The organism is Pseudothauera rhizosphaerae, from assembly GCF_004801305.1.
GTDB classification, from domain to species: Bacteria; Pseudomonadota; Gammaproteobacteria; order Burkholderiales; family Rhodocyclaceae; genus Pseudothauera; species Pseudothauera rhizosphaerae.
The window spans coordinates 114070-132915 of the sequence record NZ_SSOD01000006.1 but is presented as its reverse complement, the minus strand read 5'-3'; the positions used below and the strand labels follow the sequence as shown (position 1 = coordinate 132915).

Annotated in this window: 18 protein-coding genes; 10 read left to right on the top strand and 8 right to left on the bottom strand. The window is 69.0% G+C overall.

Annotated elements, in window-relative coordinates; all coding sequences use genetic code 11:
• Positions 1 to 90 precede the first annotated feature (90 nt).
• The 3 genes from E6O51_RS09395 (at position 91) to E6O51_RS09385 (ending at position 1492) form a co-directional block, all read left to right on the top strand.
• Positions 91 to 738 carry a hypothetical protein gene (locus E6O51_RS09395; protein ID WP_136384729.1) on the top strand — a complete coding sequence of 216 codons (648 nt, stop codon included), beginning with the start codon at positions 91 to 93 and terminating at the stop codon, positions 736 to 738.
• Positions 739 to 909: 171 nt separating this feature from the next.
• A complete protein-coding gene (locus E6O51_RS09390; protein WP_136384728.1) occupies positions 910 to 1173 on the top strand; it encodes a ribbon-helix-helix domain-containing protein in 264 nt (87 codons plus the stop codon).
• 4 nt (positions 1174 to 1177) lie between these two features.
• A complete protein-coding gene (locus E6O51_RS09385; RefSeq protein WP_136384727.1) occupies positions 1178 to 1492 on the top strand; it encodes a type II toxin-antitoxin system RelE/ParE family toxin in 315 nt (104 codons plus the stop codon).
• Between the two features lie 88 nt (positions 1493 to 1580).
• Here E6O51_RS09385 and E6O51_RS21845 read toward each other — a convergent pair whose 3' ends face one another.
• The 3 genes from E6O51_RS21845 to E6O51_RS09380 all read right to left on the bottom strand — a co-directional run bounded on the left by E6O51_RS21845 (position 1581) and on the right by E6O51_RS09380 (position 4439).
• A complete protein-coding gene (locus tag E6O51_RS21845; RefSeq protein ID WP_168735239.1) occupies positions 1581 to 1745 on the bottom strand; it encodes a hypothetical protein in 165 nt (54 codons plus the stop codon).
• A gap of 85 nt (positions 1746 to 1830) precedes the next feature.
• Complete coding sequence (locus tag E6O51_RS22245; RefSeq protein ID WP_230976749.1) at positions 1831 to 2505, bottom strand: hypothetical protein; 675 nt, start codon at positions 2503 to 2505, stop codon at positions 1831 to 1833.
• A 20-nt stretch (positions 2506 to 2525) separates the two neighbouring features.
• Complete coding sequence (locus E6O51_RS09380; RefSeq protein WP_230976748.1) at positions 2526 to 4439, bottom strand: type IIL restriction-modification enzyme MmeI; 1914 nt, start codon at positions 4437 to 4439, stop codon at positions 2526 to 2528.
• 254 nt (positions 4440 to 4693) lie between these two features.
• Here E6O51_RS09380 and E6O51_RS09375 point away from each other — a divergent pair, with 254 nt between their 5' ends.
• Complete coding sequence (locus E6O51_RS09375; protein WP_136384726.1) at positions 4694 to 5035, top strand: FKBP-type peptidyl-prolyl cis-trans isomerase; 342 nt, start codon at positions 4694 to 4696, stop codon at positions 5033 to 5035.
• 103 nt (positions 5036 to 5138) lie between these two features.
• Here E6O51_RS09375 and recQ read toward each other — a convergent pair whose 3' ends face one another.
• Positions 5139 to 6965, bottom strand: coding sequence for a DNA helicase RecQ (gene recQ, locus E6O51_RS09370; protein WP_230976747.1), 1827 nt, complete (start codon positions 6963 to 6965; stop codon positions 5139 to 5141).
• A gap of 151 nt (positions 6966 to 7116) precedes the next feature.
• On the opposite strand from recQ, the gene E6O51_RS09365 reads away from it, so the two are divergent.
• The 4 genes from E6O51_RS09365 to E6O51_RS09350 are packed head-to-tail and all read left to right on the top strand — an operon-like array spanning position 7117 to position 13476.
• Positions 7117 to 7386, top strand: a complete 270-nt coding sequence (locus E6O51_RS09365) for a hypothetical protein (RefSeq protein ID WP_136384724.1) — start codon at positions 7117 to 7119, stop codon at positions 7384 to 7386.
• Positions 7387 to 7425: 39 nt separating this feature from the next.
• Complete coding sequence (locus E6O51_RS09360) at positions 7426 to 9645, top strand: GGDEF/EAL domain-containing response regulator (RefSeq protein ID WP_136384723.1); 2220 nt, start codon at positions 7426 to 7428, stop codon at positions 9643 to 9645.
• Complete coding sequence (locus E6O51_RS09355; protein WP_168735238.1) at positions 9623 to 10762, top strand: ABC transporter substrate-binding protein; 1140 nt, start codon at positions 9623 to 9625, stop codon at positions 10760 to 10762. The genes E6O51_RS09360 and E6O51_RS09355 overlap by 23 nt, the downstream gene beginning before the upstream one ends.
• Positions 10759 to 13476 carry a PAS domain S-box protein gene (locus tag E6O51_RS09350; RefSeq protein WP_136384721.1) on the top strand — a complete coding sequence of 906 codons (2718 nt, stop codon included), beginning with the start codon at positions 10759 to 10761 and terminating at the stop codon, positions 13474 to 13476. The genes E6O51_RS09355 and E6O51_RS09350 overlap by 4 nt, the downstream gene beginning before the upstream one ends.
• Here the strand turns inward: E6O51_RS09350 and E6O51_RS09345 are convergent.
• Genes E6O51_RS09345 through E6O51_RS09335 form a run of 3 tightly spaced genes read right to left on the bottom strand, consistent with a single transcriptional unit; the run spans position 13459 to position 16087 of the window.
• A complete protein-coding gene (locus tag E6O51_RS09345) occupies positions 13459 to 13779 on the bottom strand; it encodes a GNAT family N-acetyltransferase (protein WP_136384720.1) in 321 nt (106 codons plus the stop codon). The genes E6O51_RS09350 and E6O51_RS09345 overlap by 18 nt on opposite strands.
• 42 nt (positions 13780 to 13821) lie before the next feature.
• Positions 13822 to 14310, bottom strand: coding sequence for a D-glycero-beta-D-manno-heptose 1-phosphate adenylyltransferase (gene rfaE2, locus E6O51_RS09340; RefSeq protein WP_136384719.1), 489 nt, complete (start codon positions 14308 to 14310; stop codon positions 13822 to 13824).
• 55 nt (positions 14311 to 14365) lie between these two features.
• A complete protein-coding gene (locus tag E6O51_RS09335) occupies positions 14366 to 16087 on the bottom strand; it encodes a Na/Pi cotransporter family protein (protein WP_269140101.1) in 1722 nt (573 codons plus the stop codon).
• Between the two features lie 82 nt (positions 16088 to 16169).
• Between E6O51_RS09335 and E6O51_RS09330 the strand changes: the two genes are divergently transcribed.
• On the top strand, positions 16170 to 17177 hold the full coding sequence (locus E6O51_RS09330; protein WP_136384718.1) for an NAD-dependent epimerase: 1008 nt from the start codon (positions 16170 to 16172) through the stop codon (positions 17175 to 17177).
• A 101-nt stretch (positions 17178 to 17278) separates the two neighbouring features.
• Here E6O51_RS09330 and E6O51_RS09325 read toward each other — a convergent pair whose 3' ends face one another.
• Positions 17279 to 18049 carry an outer membrane lipoprotein-sorting protein gene (locus E6O51_RS09325; protein ID WP_136384717.1) on the bottom strand — a complete coding sequence of 257 codons (771 nt, stop codon included), beginning with the start codon at positions 18047 to 18049 and terminating at the stop codon, positions 17279 to 17281.
• Between the two features lie 45 nt (positions 18050 to 18094).
• Between E6O51_RS09325 and E6O51_RS09320 the strand changes: the two genes are divergently transcribed.
• Positions 18095 to 18841, top strand: a complete 747-nt coding sequence (locus E6O51_RS09320; RefSeq protein ID WP_136384716.1) for an ABC transporter ATP-binding protein — start codon at positions 18095 to 18097, stop codon at positions 18839 to 18841.
• The last annotated feature ends 5 nt before the right edge of the window (positions 18842 to 18846 follow it).

Sequence of the window (18846 nt, the reverse complement as noted above, 5' to 3'; positions counted from 1 at the left end):
CCGCCGGTTTGTGCGGAAGGCACAGGCTCATCGTGTGAGACTCCGGAGGGGGAAGAATGTCTCCCCCGTCCAAAAGGCGAGGATGCCCCCATGAGCGGAGAAGAACCCATCCTGTCATCCAATCTGGCCTTCATGGTCCAGGCCATGCGGCCGGTGGCGCGGCGCCTGTCGAAACGGCTGACCACGCCCGCTCCACGGACCGTATTCGAGGCCGACATGGCGGGCGAGGCGTACATGCACGTGCGTACCTTCGGATACGCGCTGGAACGGATCTCCACCGCCGTCAACGACCTCATGGAGCACGTCGTCGGAAACGCCGGCAGCGGTGAACCCGAAGCCCAGCGGTGGGTTGGGCGATTGGAGGCTGCGGCCGACATGGCGGTGGGGGAATACGAGTGGGCGGAGTCCCTGTCCACCGCGGGGGACGATATGCTGGTACACGACCTGCTCTCATGGGTCTGTCGCCACAATCTGGACGAACTGCGGGACTGGCTGGACCAGCTCATCCACACCCTGGACGACCCCCTCGGGGTGATCTGGCGGAACGGGGCGCCCTCGGACAGGCCCGTCGAACTGTCCGTGCCGCTGACGTTTACCGAACCGCCCGCACTCGAACGCCTGCGAACCGTTCTTGCGGCACGCGAGCCGCACAAATCGGGCATCGGCCTGATGGGTACGCTGGGGCTCGGGGTGCTGGGCTACTGGGTTGTCGACTGCCTGTCTGGCGATGACGAGTAAGCGGCAGCCCCGCAGGTGGTGCGGGAAATGGAATGCCAGTGCCGGCAGGGCGCCACAGGCACCAGCCCCATCGCGCGGGATGGAAATCGGGTCGGTCGCTGCCTCCGCGACTTGTTGGCGTATTCGTTATTGGTTATCTTGAATACGTTCATACCCCCGGAGGAAGGCATCATGACCCGAACCACACAGCCGACAACCCTGACGGTCCGTCTCAACGGCGCGCTCGGCGACTTCGTGGCCGCGAACGTGGGCGAGGAGGGCGCCTACGAAAACGTCAGTGAATACATCCGCGACCTCATCCGCCGCGACAGGGCGCGCGTGGAACAGGAAAGGGTCGACCGGCTCAAGGCCGAACTGGCCCATGCCTTCGCGGCCCCCGAATCCTCCTACCAGCCCCTGACGGCGGCCGAAGTCATCGCACGCAACAAGGGCTGAACGCATGGCCCGCGTCCGCATCCAGGAGGCGGCCTCCTTCCGTCTCGACGAAATCTACCGCTACACGCGGGATCGCTGGGGAACGGAACAGGCCGACCGCTACATCACGAGCCTGTTCGAAGCCTTCGAACGAATCGCAACCCACGCGGTGAACTCTAGGCCCATACCCGCCGAGTTCGGCGTCGAAGGGTACTTCTTCCGCCACGAACGGCATTTCGTCTATTGGCGCCGCCTGTCCGGCGGAGACATCGGCATCGTCACCATCCTGCACGAGCGCATGCACCAGATCGACCGGTTCCGGGAAGACTTCGGGCTGTAAGAACTCCTGACAGAATGAAACGCCCCGCGCCGGGCTGTCTAGGGTGCAGCGCAAGGCACGGCCCTGCTGGCGTCGACGCCGAAGCTGATCACGGTTTCGTCGGGGGCCGCTTTGCACGGATCGCGTCATAGCCCGGTACGCCGTATTCCGCGTCGAACCGACGCTTGCGCTCGATAGTGGCATCGGCATAGCTGATCGCGGCAATCACGCTTTCGTCCGTCTGATCCAGCTCCAGCAGCGACGCGCGCCACAACTCCCATTTTTCGATGGGTACGCCGAATTCGGGGGGGGGCGATCATCCACATAGCTTTACCTCGCCTGCGCAATGGCGTCCACGTTCAACCCTGCAGGCCGTATAGCCCGTCCTCCTGCTTCACCATGCCCAGCGCTTCCAGGGCTTCGAGGACGGACAGGACCGGGGCCCTGGGCGAGCGCTTGAACTGGCCGGCAATGGCCTCCAGCGGAAGGCGCTGGTGGGCGAGCGCGGTGCGGACGGCGGCGACCTGTTCGCGCATGGTTTTGGGCCAGGGCTGTTTGCCGGCGGCGGGGGGCTGGGCCGGCTTCGGTGCCCCGGCATCGTCCGGCGGGAGATCGAGCGGGGTTTGTTGGGCTTCGCTGGCTTCTGCTTCGCTCAGCCAGCGACCCCCCGCTCCCTGAGCGGAGCCGAAGGGAGCGGAGCCGGAGCCGGCGGAAACGGCCGGGTTCTGGTAGTCCGGGCGCAGCCATAGGATGTGGCCCCGGGCTTCTTCGGCGGCGCGTTCGGCGTTCAGCGCGACGAGGCGGGAAAGGAGTTCTTCCTCGGCTTCGGCCTGGTCTTCGGGCTTGTCGGGCAGCGGGGTGGTGGCGCCGGGGCGGCCGACCAGCGCGGGGGCGAGGTCGGACCAGCCGTAGGCTTTGAGGACGGCGGCGTCCAGGGCGTCGTGCAGTTCACGCAGCACGGAGACGAGGCCCTGTTCGTGGATGAGCTTGTCTTTCGCGGAGAGCGGTTCGCCCGCCCGCAGTTTTTCCAGCACGTTGTAGATGCCGGTCAGCGTCAGTTCCGGGTGTTGGGCCTGCTGGCGCTTGCGGTAGGCATCGATCTGTTCGGCGATTTCCGCGATTTCGCTCGGTCTGCGACCTCGCGGCTCGCTTCGCTCGCCGCGAGGTCATTGCCAATCGATGGGAAAGGGAACGCTTCGAAGCAGGTCGTTTTGTTGTAGACCGGCCTATCTTCGAGTGTTGCGCCTGTAGCCAGCGCCCAAACAACGTGAATCCGCGACGACAGGACACCAAGCCATGTCGAGTCATCCATGGTAATGGCAATCAGCTTGTCATCAGGCAGAACAGCGACATCAAGGAAAGTGAACAGTCGATGCTTGCTGGTCTGCACCGTTGCAACGTATCGGTTTATGCCCCGCATCGAATTCCGTAGATCCTCGTTGTTTCTCCTATGGAGCCACCACTTTTCGCGAAGGTCTCGGTCCTTGTTCTGGTCTCGCTCGGGTTTAACGCGCTCCGATAGCCATTGATATACCGCAGGAAACTGCTCGCGTACTTGCTCGGCACTGAGACCATGCATGTCAATGACGCGAACATTGCGTGGGGTCTGTGTCAGGTCGCGACCATTACGGTAGGGACGTAGCCTCGCATCCAAACCCGCTACGACGCCGAGACCGAGCGCAGTTGCTTGCTCCTCGGTGACCGTCATGCCTTCGCCGTGCGGAATCACGCCGCGATTACTGATGGCGCTGTTTGCGGTGAGAGGACGTACCGCAGCGACATTGACGCCGATTTTCAAGTCAGGGAACAAGCGGCCCGTACTTTCCTGCAGTTGTACGGCCACCTCGTCCTGATCGGTGGCTGTTTCCTCGCGAACTTGCAGTATACGTCCGTCGTGTGTGCCCGCCTCACCGACCGTCATGGCAATACGCACCGCTGCACCGTCGGCGGCATCCACCCATGGATGGTCGGGAATGGCAAAGACGATGGACAGTGGGTCGTTCGCGCGCAGTTGCGCTTCGACCACGCGGCGGTTGAACGCTTGTTTGATGCTATTGGTGGTGATGAAGCCGAAGTGCTTCGCCTCCCCAGCGCGCACGGTCTCGGCCGCGATGTGCCACCAGTACATGACGAAGTCGGCAGATTCAGGCACTTCCGGCCGGGTGTCACGTACGGCGTCCACGTAGCCGTCGCCCAACGCGGCGCGCATGCGCTTGTTCCCGATGAACGGCGGATTCCCCACGATGTGATCCGCCTGTGGCCATTCGGCCTTTCTCGGTTCCACGTAGCGGTACAGCGGCATCTGCGCGGTTTCGTCCGGCACGGGTTCGCCGGTGACGGGGCTGGTCCGGTAGCTTTCGCCGTCCCAGCGGGTGACGGGACGGCCGGCTTCGTCCGTGACGAGTTCTTCGCGCTCGTAGGCGATCAGCGCGTCGCGGTTTTCGATGTTGCGGAAGTCGCGCAGCATGGGTTCGGGCACGGTGGCCTGGCCCATGCTGCGGATGTGCCATTGCAGGTAGCCGATCCACAGCACCATCTCCGCGATGTCGCGGGTGACGCGGGCGGAGCGGCGTGCGGGGTCGAGGCTGGCCGGGTCCAGCCAGACGGCGCGCAGGCGCTCGCGGATGTCGTCTCGGCGCAGGTCTTCGAGGCGGATGCGGTGGGCGCGGGGGTCGGGAAAGGGCGTGTAGGTGGCGCCGGAGCGGGAGAATCCGGCGTAGAGCTCGATGTTGCGGCCCACGTCCACCACGAGGATGAAGGGCGGCCGGCCTTCGTCGGCGGGCAGGGCGCGCACGTACTGGTCGGCCTGGTTGTGGGCGCGCAGCATGGCCTTGTCCCAGCCGGAGGTGTCCAGCGTCCTGCCGGTCTGCTTGGCTTCGCAGACGAATGCGCCGCGGCGGTAGAGGTCGATGAAGCCGTTGCTGGCGCTGCCGTCTGGCGCACGCAGTACGACGCGGCGTTCGAACACGTAGGCGTTGTCGCGGGTGTCGTCGCCCGCCGGGTCGGGCGGGGGAGGTCGAGCAGGGTGCAGAGTTCGGTGAGGAAAAGCTGGTAGTTGGCCCGCTCGCTGCCGCCGGCGTTCTGCCAGCGGGCGATGAAGGCGTCAATGTGTTCGGCGGTGGCAGTCACGCGGGCGGGTTCCATGACGGGGGGAAGGGGATTGTAGCCGTGGGGGCGTAGAATCCGGCCTTCCCATCCACAGACAGACGTCCAGGAGTTTCCATGTCCCAGACCACCGCCAGCGGCCTCGTCATCGAGGAGCTGGAAGTCGGCAGCGGCGCGGCTGCCGCCAAGGGCCAGACCGTGACCGTGCATTACACCGGCTGGCTCACCGACGGCAAGAAGTTCGATTCCAGCAAGGATCGCAACGACCCCTTCGAATTCCCGCTCGGCGCCGGCTACGTGATCCGCGGCTGGGACGAGGGCGTGCAGGGCATGCTGGTGGGCGGCAAACGCAAGCTCACCATTCCGCCGGAACTGGGCTACGGTGCGCGCGGCGCGGGCGGGGTGATTCCGCCGAATGCGACGCTGGTATTCGAGGTGGAACTGCTGGGCGTGCGCTGAGGCACGGTAGGAGCGGGCTTGCCCGCGATGCGGCCTACGGAGAAACGATCACCGCATCGCGGGCAAGCCCGCTCCTGCATCGGCGAACCATACGCTGAAGCGCTCAGCCGGCCTCGGCGACGATCTCCAGGATGGCGGCGCCGTAGGCTTCCAGCTTGCGGTCGCCGATGCCGCTGATGCCGCCCAGTTCGGCCAGGGTGTGCGGGCGGGCCAGCGCGATCTCGCGCAGGGTGGCGTCGTGGAAGATGACGTAGGCCGGCACGTTGCGTTCCCGCGCGGTTTCGGCGCGCCAGGCGCGCAGGCGGTCGAACAGGGTGGTGGGGATGCCGGCGGGGATCTCGGTGGAGGCGCTGCGGCGCTTGGTGCGGCCGCGTTTCTCCGGCACCAGGCGCAGCATGAATTCGTCTTCGCCGCGCAGCAGGGGGCGGGCGGCGTCGGTGAGGGCCAGCGCGCCGTAGCGTTCGTGGTCCACGGCGAGCAGGCCGCGGGCGACGAGTTGGCGGAAGAGGCTGCGCCAGGTCCTGTCGTCCACGTCGGCGCCGATGCCGAAGGTGCTCACCGCCTCGTGGCCGCGTTCGATCACCTTTTCGCTGCGTTCGCCGCGCAGCACGTCGATGAGATGCCCGGCGCCGTAGCGCTGGCCGGTGCGATAGACGCAGGACAGGGCCTTGCGCGCCGCATCGGTGGCGTCCCAGGTGCGCGGCGGCTCCAGGCAGTTGTCGCAATTGCCGCAGGGGCCGCTGGCCTCGCCGAAGTAGTCGAGCAGGTGCTGGCGGCGGCAGGTGGTGGATTCCACCAGGCCCACCAAGGCATCGAGGCGCGCGCGCGCCAGGCGCTTGAAGTCCTCGCCGCCTTCGGATTCGTCGATCATGCGGCGCTGCTGCACCACGTCGGCCGCGCCCCAGGCCATCCAGGCTTCGGCGGGCAGACCGTCGCGGCCGGCGCGGCCGGTTTCCTGGTAGTAGCCTTCCACCGAGCGCGGCAGGTCCAGGTGGGCGACGAAGCGCACGTCCGGCTTGTCGATGCCCATGCCGAAGGCGATGGTGGCGACCATGACGATGCCGTCCTCGCGCAGGAAGCGCACCTGGTTGGCTGAACGCTCTTCCACCGGCAGGCCGGCGTGGTAGGGCAGGGCGTCGACGCCGTGCTCGGCGAGCCAGGCGGCGGTTTCCTCCACCTTGCGGCGCGACAGGCAGTAGACGATGCCGGCTTCATCCTGATGGTCCTCGCGGATGAAGGCGAGGAGTTGCCGACGCGGATCGGCCTTGTCCACGATGCGGTAGCGGATGTTGGGGCGGTCGAAGCTGGAGACGAAGCGGCGGGCGTTTTCCAGGCGCAGGTTGCGGGCGATCTCCTCCCGCGTGAGCTGGTCGGCGGTGGCGGTGAGCGCGATGCGCGGGATGCCGGGGTAGCGCTCGGGCAGGACGGAGAGCTGCAGGTATTCGGGGCGGAAGTCGTGGCCCCATTGGGACACGCAGTGCGCCTCGTCGATGGCGAAGAGCGCCAGCCGGTGCGTGTCGCGCAGTTCGTCCAGGGTGTCGAGGAAGCGCGGGGTGAGCAGGCGCTCCGGCGCCACGTAGAGCAGGTCCAGCCGCCCGGCGAACAGTTCGCGCTCCACGGCGCGGGATTCTTCCAGTGACAGGCTAGAGTTAAGGCAGGCCGCGGCCACGCCGGCTTCCACCAGCGCGCTGACCTGATCCTGCATCAGCGCGATCAGCGGCGAGACGACGATGGCCGTGCCCGAGCGCAGCAGCGCCGGAATCTGGTAGCACAGCGACTTGCCGCCACCGGTGGGCATCAGCACCAGGGCGTCGCCACCGGCCGCCACGTGCTCGACGATGGCTTCCTGTTCGCCACGGAAGGCGGTGTAGCCGAAGACGTGTTCGAGGATGTGGCGCGCGGGAGCGGTTGCCGGATGGGGTGCGTTCATCGCGCGTATTCTACTTGGGCTGTCCGCCCTTTCGCGCGCGGCGCTGCACATTCGCCTGCGGCGCAAGTCAGTTGTCGTACTTGACCGCCGCCGCAATGACGCCGATATTTGCGCATGCATCGGCTGCACGGAAGTCGAGAGGAAAAACGAAATGTCGAAAACGGACACCACCAGACTGTTCGCCGCTTATCCGCACCTGGCGAAGATCGAACAGACCTGGGGCACGCGCGAGTGCCGCCAGTTCATCAGCAGGGTATTGAACGATTCCCGCGACGGCGGGCGGCAGGGTTTTCCGCCCGAGCACGCCAGGACGCTGATGGCTCTGTTCATGGAGCACGACAGGGAGTTTCCCGCCTTCGAAGAACGCCTCGGCACGACGTGGTGGGAGCAGGAGGGCGCGCGCCGGGGAACGAGGGACTGACCGGCCGCGGGCGGTCGGTCGCGGGGAACAGGGGGGCAGATGAGCGATGATCTGATCGAGTTCGCGGACGAGCATCCGCCGGCCGCCGCGGAGAGATCGCGCCCGGTGTGGAAGGTGCTGATCGTGGACGACGACGAGGACGTCCACCGCAGCACCGAGCTGGGGCTGGCCGGCGTGGAAGTGGTGGGACGCCGGCTGCACTTCCTGCATGCCCATTCGGCGGAAGAGGCGCGCGGCTGCTTCGCCCGCGACCCCGAGCTGGCGGTGGTCCTGCTCGACGTGGTGATGGAGACGCAGGACGCCGGCCTGGCGCTGGTGGACGAAATCCGCAACCGCTACGGCCTGCGCGATACCCGCATCATCCTGCGCACCGGGCAGCCGGGCTACGCGCCCGAGCTGGATGCGATCCGCGACTACGACATCAACGACTACCGCAACAAGTCCGAGCTCTCCCGCAGCCGGCTGTACGCGGCGCTGACCGCGGCCATTCGCACCTACCAGCAGTTGCGCATCGTCAACGCCAGCCGGCGCGGCCTGGCCCAGATCGTCAACGGCAGCGCCGCGCTGCTGCGCACCGAGGGGCTGGCCGAATTCGCCGCCGGCATCATCACGCAGATCGCCGGCCTGTTCGGCCTGCAGCCCGAAGGCCTGGTGTGTGCGCGCCGCGACGCGGCCGAGGAAGCGGTGGTGGTGGCGGCCGCGGGGCGCTTCCAGCGCTCCATCGGCCAGCCCCTCGACGCCCTCGAACACAGTCCGGTCAGGCAGATGCTGCGGCGCGCGCTGGCGGGGCGGGAGAACGTGGTCGAGGCCGGGTACGGCATGGCGCTCTACTTCGGCGGGCGCGAGGGGCGCTGTCTGGCCGCGTGGATGGACGCCGAGCAGGCCGACGCCGACCTGGACCCCGCGCTGATCGAGGTGTTCTGCACCAACGTGGCCATGTGCCTGGACAACGCGGGCCTGGTCGAGCGCCTGAACGGCTATTCCTACTACGACCAGTTGCTGCACCTGCCCAACCGCCGCCTCCTGGTGGAACGGCTCGACGCCTATCTGGCCCTCACGCCCGCGGGGCCGGGCGTGCTCGCAGTGCTGGACATCGACCATTTCGGCGATCTCAACGGCACCTTCGGCCACCGCTACGGCGACCGCCTGCTGCAGGCGGCGGTGGAGCGCCTGCGGCAGGGCTGCGGCGACAGCGTGGTGGCGCGCGTGGGCAGCGACATCTTCGCGGTGTTCTGGCCGCAGGGGCTGCCGGCGGAAGGCTGCCTGCAACGCCTGTTCGGCGAGCCGCTGACGATAGACGGGGAGGCGATCTCGGTGTCGGTGACCGGCGGCCTGGTGGCGCTGGCCGAAGTCGGCGGCGACGGCGACGGCACCGAGACGCTGGAAAACGCCTTCCTCGCGCTCAAGCAGGCCAAGCAGGCCGAGCGCGGCAGCATCGCCACCTACACCCGCAGCATGGGCGAGGAGATCCGCGACCGCGTGCGCTTGCTGCGCGAACTGCGCGACGCCTTCGCCGCCGAGCGCCTGTTCCTGGTCTTCCAGCCGCAGATCGACCTGGACTGCGGGCGCTGCGTCGGCGCCGAGGCGCTGCTGCGCTGGCGCATCGAGGACGGCAGCATGATCCCGCCCGACCGTTTCATCCCGCTGGCCGAGCAGTCCGGCCTGATCGTCGCGCTCGGCGAATGGGTGCTGCGGCGCGCCTGCCGCGAGGCCGCGGCGATGGCCGTCCGCGGCCACGGCGGCGTGCGCATGGCCATCAACGTCTCCCTCACCCAGTTCCGCGACCCGCACTTCCTCGACCGCCTGCGCGGCGCGCTGGACGAATCGGGTGTGGACCCGAGGCAGATCGAGCTGGAGATCACCGAGTCGGTGGCCATGGGCGAGGCGGCGCGCATGATCGAACTGTTCGAGCACATCCGCGCCATGGGGCTGGAACTGGCCATCGACGACTTCGGCACCGGCTATTCCTCCCTCGGCCAGTTGCAGCGCATGAACGTGGACCGGCTCAAGATCGACCGCGCCTTCGTGCACGAACTCGGCCACGCCGGGCGCGGGGGCGAGATCGCCTCGCTGGTGTGCGGACTGGGGCGGCGGCTGGGCATCGAACTGATCGCCGAGGGCATCGAGGAAGCGGCCCAGGTCGAACGTCTGCGCGAACTGGGCTGCCAGCTCGGGCAGGGCTATCTGTTCGCCCGCCCGATGCCGGCCGAGGACTGGCACGCCTGGCTGGATGCCCATGCCGCGGCCGGCAGCGCCTGAAGCGTACTGGCGCGGCCGGCTGGCGGCCGCGTGCGCGCTGCTGGCGCTGGCCGCCTGCGCGCCGCCCGAGCCGGTGCGCATCGGCTTCGTGGGCGGCCTGTCCGGGCGGGTGGCGGACCTGGGCGGTGAAGGCAAGGACGGCGCCCAGCTCGCGGTGGAACGGGCGAACCGGGCCGGCGGCGTGCATGGGCGGCCGATCGAACTGATCGTGCGCGACGACGCCCAGGATGCCGACACCGCCCGCCAGGCCATGAGCGAACTGATCGCCGCCGGCGTGCAGGTCGTCGTGGGGCCGATGACGAGCGCCATGGCCGAGGTGCTGATTCCCCTCGCCGACGCGGCCGGGGTGGTGCTGATCTCGCCCACGGTGACCGGTTCGCGCTTCTCCGGGCGCGACGACAACTTCTTCCGCGTCATCTCGGCCACCACCGAGTACGCCCGCGCGGCGGCGGATTTTCTCGCCCGCGAGCAGGGCGTGCGGCGGGCGGCGCTGATCATCGACGAAGGCAACCTGGCCTACACCGCCGACTGGGCGGCGCAGTTCCGCCTTGCGCTGGTGGCCGCCGGCGGTGCCGTGGTGGCGCAGGAGGGCTTCAGTTCCGCCGTGGACGACAGCCTGCTGGCACGTGTCGCCCGCCTGCTGGAGGCCGGCCCCGATGCACTGGTCGTGGTGGCAGGTGCGGTGGATGCGGCGCGCGTGGTGCAGATCCTGCGCCGCCAGGACGGGCGGGTGGGTGCACTGGTGGCGGACTGGGCGGCCACCGAGCGCCTGGTCGAACTCGGTGGCCGGGCGGTAGAAGGCTTGTTCGCGCCCCAGTATTTCGACCGGGAGGACGACACGGAGCGCTTCCGGGCCTTCCGCTCCGCCTACGAGCAGCGCTTCGGCGCCGCGCCCGGTTTTGCCAGCGTGGCCGGCTACGACGCGGCCAGCGTAGCGATCGCCGCGCTGGCGGAGCAGGGCGAGGGTCCGCTGAAGGCGCGTCTGCTGGCCCGCGGCTTCGACGGCGTGCAGCAGCCCGTCGTCTTCGACCGCTACGGCGATGCGAGCCGGCCGGTCCGCTTCACCGTGGTGCGCGACGGGCGCTTCGTTCCCTACCGGCCGGGGGGCGGACGATGAAGCCCTGGCCCCTGTCCCGCCTGCTGTTCCTGCGCTCCGCGCTGGTGGCGCTGGTCACCTTCGTCGTCGTCTATCCGCTGGTGATCTACTGGCTGATGCCGCAGACCGTGCGCGAACTGGAACGGCGCCAGACCGAGCTGGGGGAGGCGATCGCCGGCCAGGTCCAGGCCCATCTGGCCGGGCCGGCCTTTGCCCTCGAAGGCATGGCGCGCATGCTGGCCGTCGAACGCGCCCTGGACCCGCAGCTCTTCTACGCCATGCTGGACGGCTTCCTCGAACAGCCGGGCAGCTTCTCCTCCCTCTACCTGGTCGATGGCGACGGCCGGGTGATCGCGGTCGGCCTGCCGCCCCCGCGCCGGGCGCTGCGCAGCGATCTGCTCGGCACCGACCTGTCGGCCCATCCCCTGTGGCGCAGCGCCCGTGCCGCCGACGGCCTGCACTGGACCGACACCTTCCTGTCCACCGTGGAGGGCGGCTTCACCGTGGCCGTGGCACGCCGCGCCGGGCAGTACACGCTGATCGGCGAACTGGCCTTCACCCGCCTGATCGACCGCATGACGGCGACGTCCGACGACAGCGGCCTGCGCACCCTGCTGCTCGACCGCCGCGGGCGGGCGCTGGCCGATTCGCGCGACGAACTGCGCGGGCGCCAGCAGGATTTCGGCGACCTGGACTTCGTCCGCATGCCGGAGCCCTTCTCCGGCGAGGTGGTACACCTGAGCTTCGAGGGCGAAGCGATGCTCGCCACCATCGCCACGGTGCCCCACCTGGACTGGCGGGTGCTGGTGATGCGGCCGCAGGCGCTGGCCTATCAGCCGGCGCGCAGCGCCAGCCTGCTGATGGTGGGCGCGCTGGTGATCGCCGTGCTGCTCGCTCTGGCGGGCTCGGCCATCCAGGCGCGCTACTTCGGTCGCCAGTTCGCCCGCCTGTCTGCCTTCGCGGGGGACATCGGCGAGGGCCGCTATGAACTGCCATGGCGGCCGTCGCGGGTGGCCGAGATCAACGGCCTGGCGGCGGCGGTCGCCCGCATGGGCAGCGCGGTGCACGCCCGCGAGGCCGAGGCCACGGCGAGCCAGGCCGCCTACCGGGAACTGGTGGAGAACACCACCGAACTGGTCGTGCGCCTGGACGCCGACTGGCACCTCACCTATGCCAACCCGGCCCTGTGCCGCCTGCTCGGCATCGCCGAGGACGAGGTGGCCGGCCAGCCCATGAAGCGCTGGCTGAGCTTCGACGAGGACGACTGGCAGCGCGATCTGTACGACAAGCTCGCGGCCGGGGCCGCCAGCGTCGCCTTCGAATGCCCCATGGTGGACAGCGCGGGCAGGACCTGCCGCGTGGCGTGGACGCTGCATGCGGGGAGCGACGAGGGCGGGGCGCGGCGCTACGGCGCCATCGGCCGCGACATCACCGACCGCTGGCAGGCAGGCGAGGCCCTCGCCCGCAGCGAGGAGCGCCTGCGCGCCACGCTGGAAGCCGCCACCACCGTGGCCATCCAGTGGTACGACGCGGGCGGCCGCGTGCTGTACTGGAATCCGGGCTCCACATTGCTGTACGGCTATACGGCCGAGGAGGCGCTGGGCCGCAGCCTCGACGAGCTGCTGTTTTCGCCCGAGCAGATGCGCGAGTTCCGGGCCATGTTCGGCCGCGTGGCTGCGGACGGCGTCGCCGAAGGGCCGCAGGAAGTACCGGTGCGCACGCGCAGCGGGGAGACGCGCTACATCCTGTTCACGACCTTCTCCATCCCCGCGCGCGAGGGCGGCCGCTACTTCGTGTGCATGGACGTGGACGTCACCGGGCGGCGCGAGGCCATCGACCGCCTGCGCGAACTCAACGAGACGCTGGAGAGCCGCGTGGCCGAGCGCACCGCGGAACTGGAGCGCTCCAACGGGGAACTGGCCGCCGCGCTGGACCACCTGCGCCGCGCCCAGGAAGAGCTGCTGCGGGCGGAGAAGATGGCCGCCCTCGGCGCGCTGGTGGCGGGCGTGGCGCACGAGCTGTCCACGCCCCTGGGCAACGGCCTGATGGCGGCCAACACGGTGGCAGACCATACCCGCGGCCTGCGCCGCGAACTGGAATCCGGGCTCAAGCGCTCGGCGCTGGAGCAGTACCTGGCCGACACCGAGGCCGGCACCGAGATCATCGAGCGCAACCTGCAGCGCGCCGCCGAGCTGGTGGCGAGCTTCCGCCAGGTGGCGGTGGACCAGGCCAGTTCCCAGCGCCGCGAATTCGAACTGGCCGAGGTGGTGGACGAGATCGCGCTGACCCTGCGCCCGTCGTTCCGGCGCCAGCCGTGGCAACTGGAAACCGACGTGGAGCCCGGCCTGCTGCTCGACAGCTACCCCGGCCCCCTCGGCCAGGCGCTCGCCAACCTGGTGAACAACGCCCTCGTGCATGGCTTCGCGGGGCGGGACAGCGGCACGGTGACCGTGCGCGGCCGCGCCGCGGGCGCGGAGGCGGTGGCGATAGAGGTGTGCGACGACGGCTGCGGCATCCCCCCCGAGAACCTGCGCCGCATCTTCGATCCCTTCTTCACCACCCGCCTGGGGCAGGGCGGCAGCGGGCTGGGGCTGCACATCGTGCACAACCTGGTCACCGGCCTGCTCGGCGGCAGCATCGCCGTGGACAGCACGCCCGGCAAGGGCACCTGCATGCGCCTGCGCATCCCTCGCAGCGCACCGCGGACGCAGGCGGATTCACCAACCGCCCCGTAGGCGCCTCAGGGGATCCGCACCACGTCCAGCCTCGGGATGGCGCTGGGTTTGCGCACGCACGAAGGGGCACAGGGCGAGAATCCTGTAGCCGCCCGCGCGGGCGTCATCCACCAGCCGCTGGGCGAGCCGGGTGCCCGCGCCGGTTTCGCGCATGGTGTCGGGCACCCCGGTATGGTCGGCGATCAGCAGTTCCGGGCCGGCCTTGCTGAAGGTCAGTTCGGCCTCGCCTTCGATGCCGGCGATGCGCCCCACGCAGCGGCCCCTGGTGGGCGAGTCCTCGCGGGTGATTTCGATGTCGGCCATGGGTGGCTCCTTGCGGTATGCGGGCGAGTCCGGTGCAGCTTCCTACAGGCTGCGGATGCGGCGGATCAGGTCGGTGGTCGAGCGTTCGTGGAGGAAGGGGATGGAATGCACGCTGCCGCCCCAGCCGCGCACCTCGGCGGTGCCGACGATGCGCTCCGGCGCCCAGTCGCCGCCCTTGACCAGCACCTCCGGACGGCATTCGAGGATGCGCGCCAGCGGCGTGTCCTCGTCGAACCAGGTCACCAGATCCACGCATTCGAGCGCGGCCATGACCGCCAGGCGGTCTTCCAGCGGGTTGACCGGGCGGTCGTCGCCCTTGCCCTGGCGGCGCACGGAGGCGTCGGTGTTGAGCGCCACCACCATGGCCGCGCCCAGCGCGCGCGCCTGGGCCAGATAGGTGACGTGGCCGCGGTGCAGGATGTCGAAGCAGCCGTTGGTGAACACCAGCGGACGCGCCAGCGAGCCGGCGCGCCCGGCGAGCGCCGCGGGCGGGCAGATCTTGTCTTCGAAGGCGGGGCGGGGGTAGTCCATCGGCGCGGCGGGGAAGGGGGCGGGCGAGGATTGTAGCAGGCGGTCCCGACAGGCTTCACGCGGCCTCGGCCACCGCGGCCTGGTCGGTGTCGGCGGCGCCGTCCGGCGGCGGCGCCACGCCGGCGTCCAGGGCGGCGAGGTAGTGCGCCGCCTTGGCCGTCTGCTGCGCGGCGCGGCGCAGCAGGCTGGCGTGGCGCAGGTGGTCCTGCATGTCGCGGATGCTCATCTGGGCATGGGCGCCGGCCGCCAGCAGGGCTTCCTTGAGACGGGCATAATCTTCCTCGGTCTCGCGCAGGCGCTGGTTGACCTGTTCGCCGCCGAACTCCGCGCGGCTGGTGTCCGCCGCGTCGGCCAGGGCGTCCGCGGCGGTGGCGAAGGCGGTGAGCGCGCCGTGCAGCGTGGGGGTCAGCGGGCTCAGGCTGGCGGCCTGGTCGGCGGCCTGCAGGCTGCTTTCCGCGGCGTTCTCCTGGTACTGCAGCACGCGCAGGCTGCGCGCGAGATGGTCCACCAGCACCGGCGGCAGGTGCTCGGTGTTGAGCTTGCCGGTGTAGCCGGCGATGGCGGCCGACAAGGTCTGCAGGGTGTCGCGCTGCCGGCGGATGGCGGCTTCGCCCGCCTGCTCGGCGGCCGCGCCGCGCAGGCAGGCGGTGGCCATCGCCTGGCTGCGGTTCAGCTCCATGCGCAGCGCGCGCAGGGCGAGGTCGGGAACCGCCGCGGAGTTTGCGTCCAGATACTGCGGGCGGGCGACTTCTTCCTCGCGGCTCTTGAAGTGGCCTTCCAGTGTGCGCAGCAGCCAGTTGCTGAGCGGGACCATCAGCAGCACGCCGAGCACGCTGAAGGCGGTGTGGAACAGCGCGATGGTGGTGGCCGGGTCGCTCGCGTTGCCGAACCAGTCGCGGATCAGGCCGAGCAGGGCGATCAGCATGGGCAGCATGAGCAGCGCCACCACGCCGGTGATCAGGTTGAAGAACACGTGCGAGGCGGCCAGCCGGCGTGCGTTGGAGGTGGCGCCGATGGCCGCCAGGATGGCGGTGAAGGTGGTGCCGATGTTGGTGCCGATGACCAGCGCACAGGCCGCCTCGATGGACAGCAGGCCGCCCGAGGCGGCGGTGATGACGATGGCGATGACCGCGCCGGAGGCCTGCATCAGGATGGTCATCAGCGTGCCGATGAGCACCAGCAGCAACTGGCCGAGCAGGCCGCCGGCGAGGTAGTCCTCGACGTTCATCTCCTCGCCGAAGGCGGAGAAGGTGTCCTTGAGCACGTCGATGCCGAGGAACAGCACGCCGAAGCCGGCCAGCGCGCGGCCCAGCGCGCGCGTGCGCATGCCCGGCGCGGCCAGCATCAGCGTGGCGCCGATGCCGACGAAGGGCAGCGCGAAGGCGCTGATCTTGAAGCCGAAGCCCAGCCAGGCCACCAGCCAGGCGTTGGTGGTGGTACCCAGATTGGAGCCGAAGATCACCCACAGGCCGTTGCGCAAGGACAGCAGGCCGGTATTGACGAAGCCGATGCAGGCCAGCGTGACCGCCGTGGAGGATTGCACCAGCGCGGTGATCAGGATGCCCGCGCCCAGCCCGCGCAGGCGGGTGGAGGTGAAGCGCTCCAGCAGTCCTTCCAGCGCGCGCCCGGCGGCGAGCTTGAGCCCGTCGGTGAGCAGGTGCATGCCGAGCAGGAACAGGCCGATGCCGCCGAAGGTACCGGCGATCACGGTGTACAGCGAGGGTTCGGTGGCTTCCAGGGGCGTCTCCTCGTGGTGCGCCGACGCGCGGTTTTTCACGGAAGCGTAATACGCGCGCCGCGTTGCGCAAAGTGCGGCATGCGATAATCGGCGCCTGTTCCCGCACGCGAGATCGACGCGCATGAAAGTCCTCGTCACCGGCGCCGCCGGCTTCATCGGCATGCACACCTCCGAACGCCTGCTCGCCCGCGGCGACGAGGTGGTCGGCCTGGACAACCTCAACGACTACTACGATCCGCGCCTGAAGGAAGACCGCCTGGCGCGCCTGACCCCGCATCCGGCCTTTCGTTTCGTGAAGCTGGACGTGGCCGACCGCGCCGGCATGGAACGCCTGTTCGCCGAAGAGGGCTTCGACCGTGTGATCCACCTGGCCGCCCAGGCCGGGGTGCGCTACTCGCTGCAGAACCCCCACGCCTACGTGGACAGCAACCTGGTGGGCTTCATGAACATCCTGGAAGGCTGCCGCCACGGCAAGGTGGGCCACCTGGTGTATGCCAGCAGTTCCAGCGTGTACGGCGGCAACACGAAGATGCCCTTCTCCGAGCACGACAGCGTGGATCACCCGGTGAGCCTGTATGCCGCCACCAAGAAGGCCAACGAGCTGATGGCCCACACCTACAGCCACCTCTACGGCCTGCCCACCACGGGCCTGCGCTTCTTCACCGTGTATGGGCCGTGGGGCCGGCCGGACATGGCGCTGTTCCTGTTCACCCGCGCGATGCTGGAAGGGCGGCCCATCGACGTGTTCAACCACGGCCGCATGCGGCGCGACTTCACCTACATCGACGACATCGTCGAAGGGGTGCTCCGCACGCTGGACCACGTGGCCGAGGCGGATGCCGGCTTCGATGCCGACCGCCCCGATCCGGGCCGCAGCAACGCCCCCTACCGGGTGTTCAACATCGGCAACCACGATCCGGTGGAGCTGATGGCCTTCATCGAGGCCATCGAGACGGCCATCGGGCGCAAGGCGGAAAAGAACTTCCTGCCCCTGCAGGACGGCGACGTGCCGGCGACCTATGCCGACACTGCGGAACTGAACGCATGGACGGGCTTCGCGCCGGCCACCCCGGTGAGCGAGGGGGTGGCGCGCTTCGTTGCGTGGTATCGGGCGTATTACGGCGCTTGAGCCGTCGGTAGGAGCGGGCTTGCCCGCGAATGCGGCGTCATTTGTAGCTGGAACCGCCGTATCGCGGGCAAGCCCGCTCCTACAGTACCCCCGCAGGGGCGTCAGCCCAGCCGGCGCAGGTATTCGCGCGTGAACATGCGTTCGGGCAGGTCGCGCAGGTTCATCGCCTCGTAGGTCAGTTCCGAGGTTTCGCCGGCCTTCAGCGCGTCTTCCATGACCAGGCGGGTGGGGCGCACGCGGCCGGCCATCTCGCGGAAATCCAGGTAGCGGCAGGTCTTCAGCAGGCGCCCGGAGAGGGCGTAGAACTCCGCCTTGACCGGCCAGGCGTTGTCCTCCCGGACCCAGTACTTGACCCGCGCGTAGGTCACGCCGCGATCGGCGGCGGCCAGATCCAGCACCTGGCAGGGCAGGCCGTCCACCACGTCGCGGCCGGTGAGCGTGGGGTTGTAGTCGCCGGCGAAGTTGGCGCGCGCCAGATCGCCGTTGGCCACCTGGCCGGTGAGGCGCTGGGCCAGCGACAGGCGCACCGGCTGCGACACCGAGGGCATGAAGATCCACAGGTCGCGGCCGCGCATCAGCAGGGCCTGGCCGCGTTCCGAGGCCGGCTCCATGGTCAGTACGATGGTGTTCTCGTTGCCGCGCGACAGCACGCGGTACTTGCGTTCGTCGCCGGCCTGGCCGTTACTGAAATTGCGCACGGTGATGTCGGTCTGGAAGCTTGCCTGGGGGAAGCGGATCTCGTCGGCATGGGCCACCAGTCGGCGGGCGGGGTCCACCTCGTCGCTTTCCGCCGCGAAGAGCAGCGTGGGCGTGGTGATGCCCAGCACGGAGAGCGCGAGAAACCGGCGGCGGGAAGGTGATCTGTGCGTCATGGGTGCTATCCTTATGGCAGTCTCGTCCCCAGTGTGGCCCGCGAAATGGCGATCGTACAGGTGGAAAACGTCAACAAGCGCTACCTCCTCGGCGAGCAGGAGGTCCAGGCGCTGACCGACATCAGCCTCTCGGTCGAACCTGGCGTTTTCCTGGCCATCGCGGGGCCTTCGGGCAGCGGCAAGTCTACCCTGCTCAACATCATCGGCTGCATAGACACGCCCTCGAACGGACGGGTTCTGATCGACGGGCGCGACGTTTCCGGGCAGACGCCCGACGAACTCGCCGATCTGCGCGCGCGCACCATAGGCTTCATCTTCCAGACCTTCAACCTGCTGCCGGTGCTGTCCGCGGAAGAGAATGTGGAATACCCGCTGCTGCAGTTGCGCGAGCTGTCGCGCAGCGAGCGGCGCGAGCGCGTGAAGCACTATCTGGCCATGGTCGGCCTGGGCAAGTATGCCACCCACCGCCCCAACCAGCTCTCCGGCGGGCAGCGCCAGCGCGTGGCCATCGCCCGTGCCCTGGCGACCCATTCCAAGGTGGTGCTGGCCGACGAGCCCACCGCCAACCTGGACCACAAGACCGGCGAGGGCATCCTGCGGCTGATGAAGGACATCAACCGCAAGGCTGGCACCACCTTCATCTTTTCCACCCACGACCGCCGGGTCATGAACATGGCCGACCGCCTGGTGCGCATCGAGGACGGCCAGATCAATGCGCTGGGCATGCGCGCGGGCGACAAGTGGGTGTTCGTGCAGGACCGCCGCACCACCGACGAGGAACCGGAGATCTGATGGAG

Coding starts and splice junctions, on each gene's coding strand:
- E6O51_RS09395 (WP_136384729.1), top strand. CDS start 91: ATGAGCGGAGAAGAACCCATCCTGTCATCCAATCTGGCCTTCATGGTC.
- E6O51_RS09390 (WP_136384728.1), top strand. CDS start 910: ATGACCCGAACCACACAGCCGACAACCCTGACGGTCCGTCTCAACGGC.
- E6O51_RS09385 (WP_136384727.1), top strand. CDS start 1,178: ATGGCCCGCGTCCGCATCCAGGAGGCGGCCTCCTTCCGTCTCGACGAA.
- E6O51_RS09375 (WP_136384726.1), top strand. CDS start 4,694: ATGTCCCAGACCACCGCCAGCGGCCTCGTCATCGAGGAGCTGGAAGTC.
- recQ (WP_230976747.1), bottom strand. CDS start 6,965: ATGAACGCACCCCATCCGGCAACCGCTCCCGCGCGCCACATCCTCGAA.
- E6O51_RS09365 (WP_136384724.1), top strand. CDS start 7,117: ATGTCGAAAACGGACACCACCAGACTGTTCGCCGCTTATCCGCACCTG.
- E6O51_RS09360 (WP_136384723.1), top strand. CDS start 7,426: ATGAGCGATGATCTGATCGAGTTCGCGGACGAGCATCCGCCGGCCGCC.
- E6O51_RS09355 (WP_168735238.1), top strand. CDS start 9,623: ATGCCGCGGCCGGCAGCGCCTGAAGCGTACTGGCGCGGCCGGCTGGCG.
- E6O51_RS09350 (WP_136384721.1), top strand. CDS start 10,759: ATGAAGCCCTGGCCCCTGTCCCGCCTGCTGTTCCTGCGCTCCGCGCTG.
- E6O51_RS09345 (WP_136384720.1), bottom strand. CDS start 13,779: ATGGCCGACATCGAAATCACCCGCGAGGACTCGCCCACCAGGGGCCGC.
- rfaE2 (WP_136384719.1), bottom strand. CDS start 14,310: ATGGACTACCCCCGCCCCGCCTTCGAAGACAAGATCTGCCCGCCCGCG.
- E6O51_RS09330 (WP_136384718.1), top strand. CDS start 16,170: ATGAAAGTCCTCGTCACCGGCGCCGCCGGCTTCATCGGCATGCACACC.
- E6O51_RS09325 (WP_136384717.1), bottom strand. CDS start 18,049: ATGACGCACAGATCACCTTCCCGCCGCCGGTTTCTCGCGCTCTCCGTG.
- E6O51_RS09320 (WP_136384716.1), top strand. CDS start 18,095: ATGGCGATCGTACAGGTGGAAAACGTCAACAAGCGCTACCTCCTCGGC.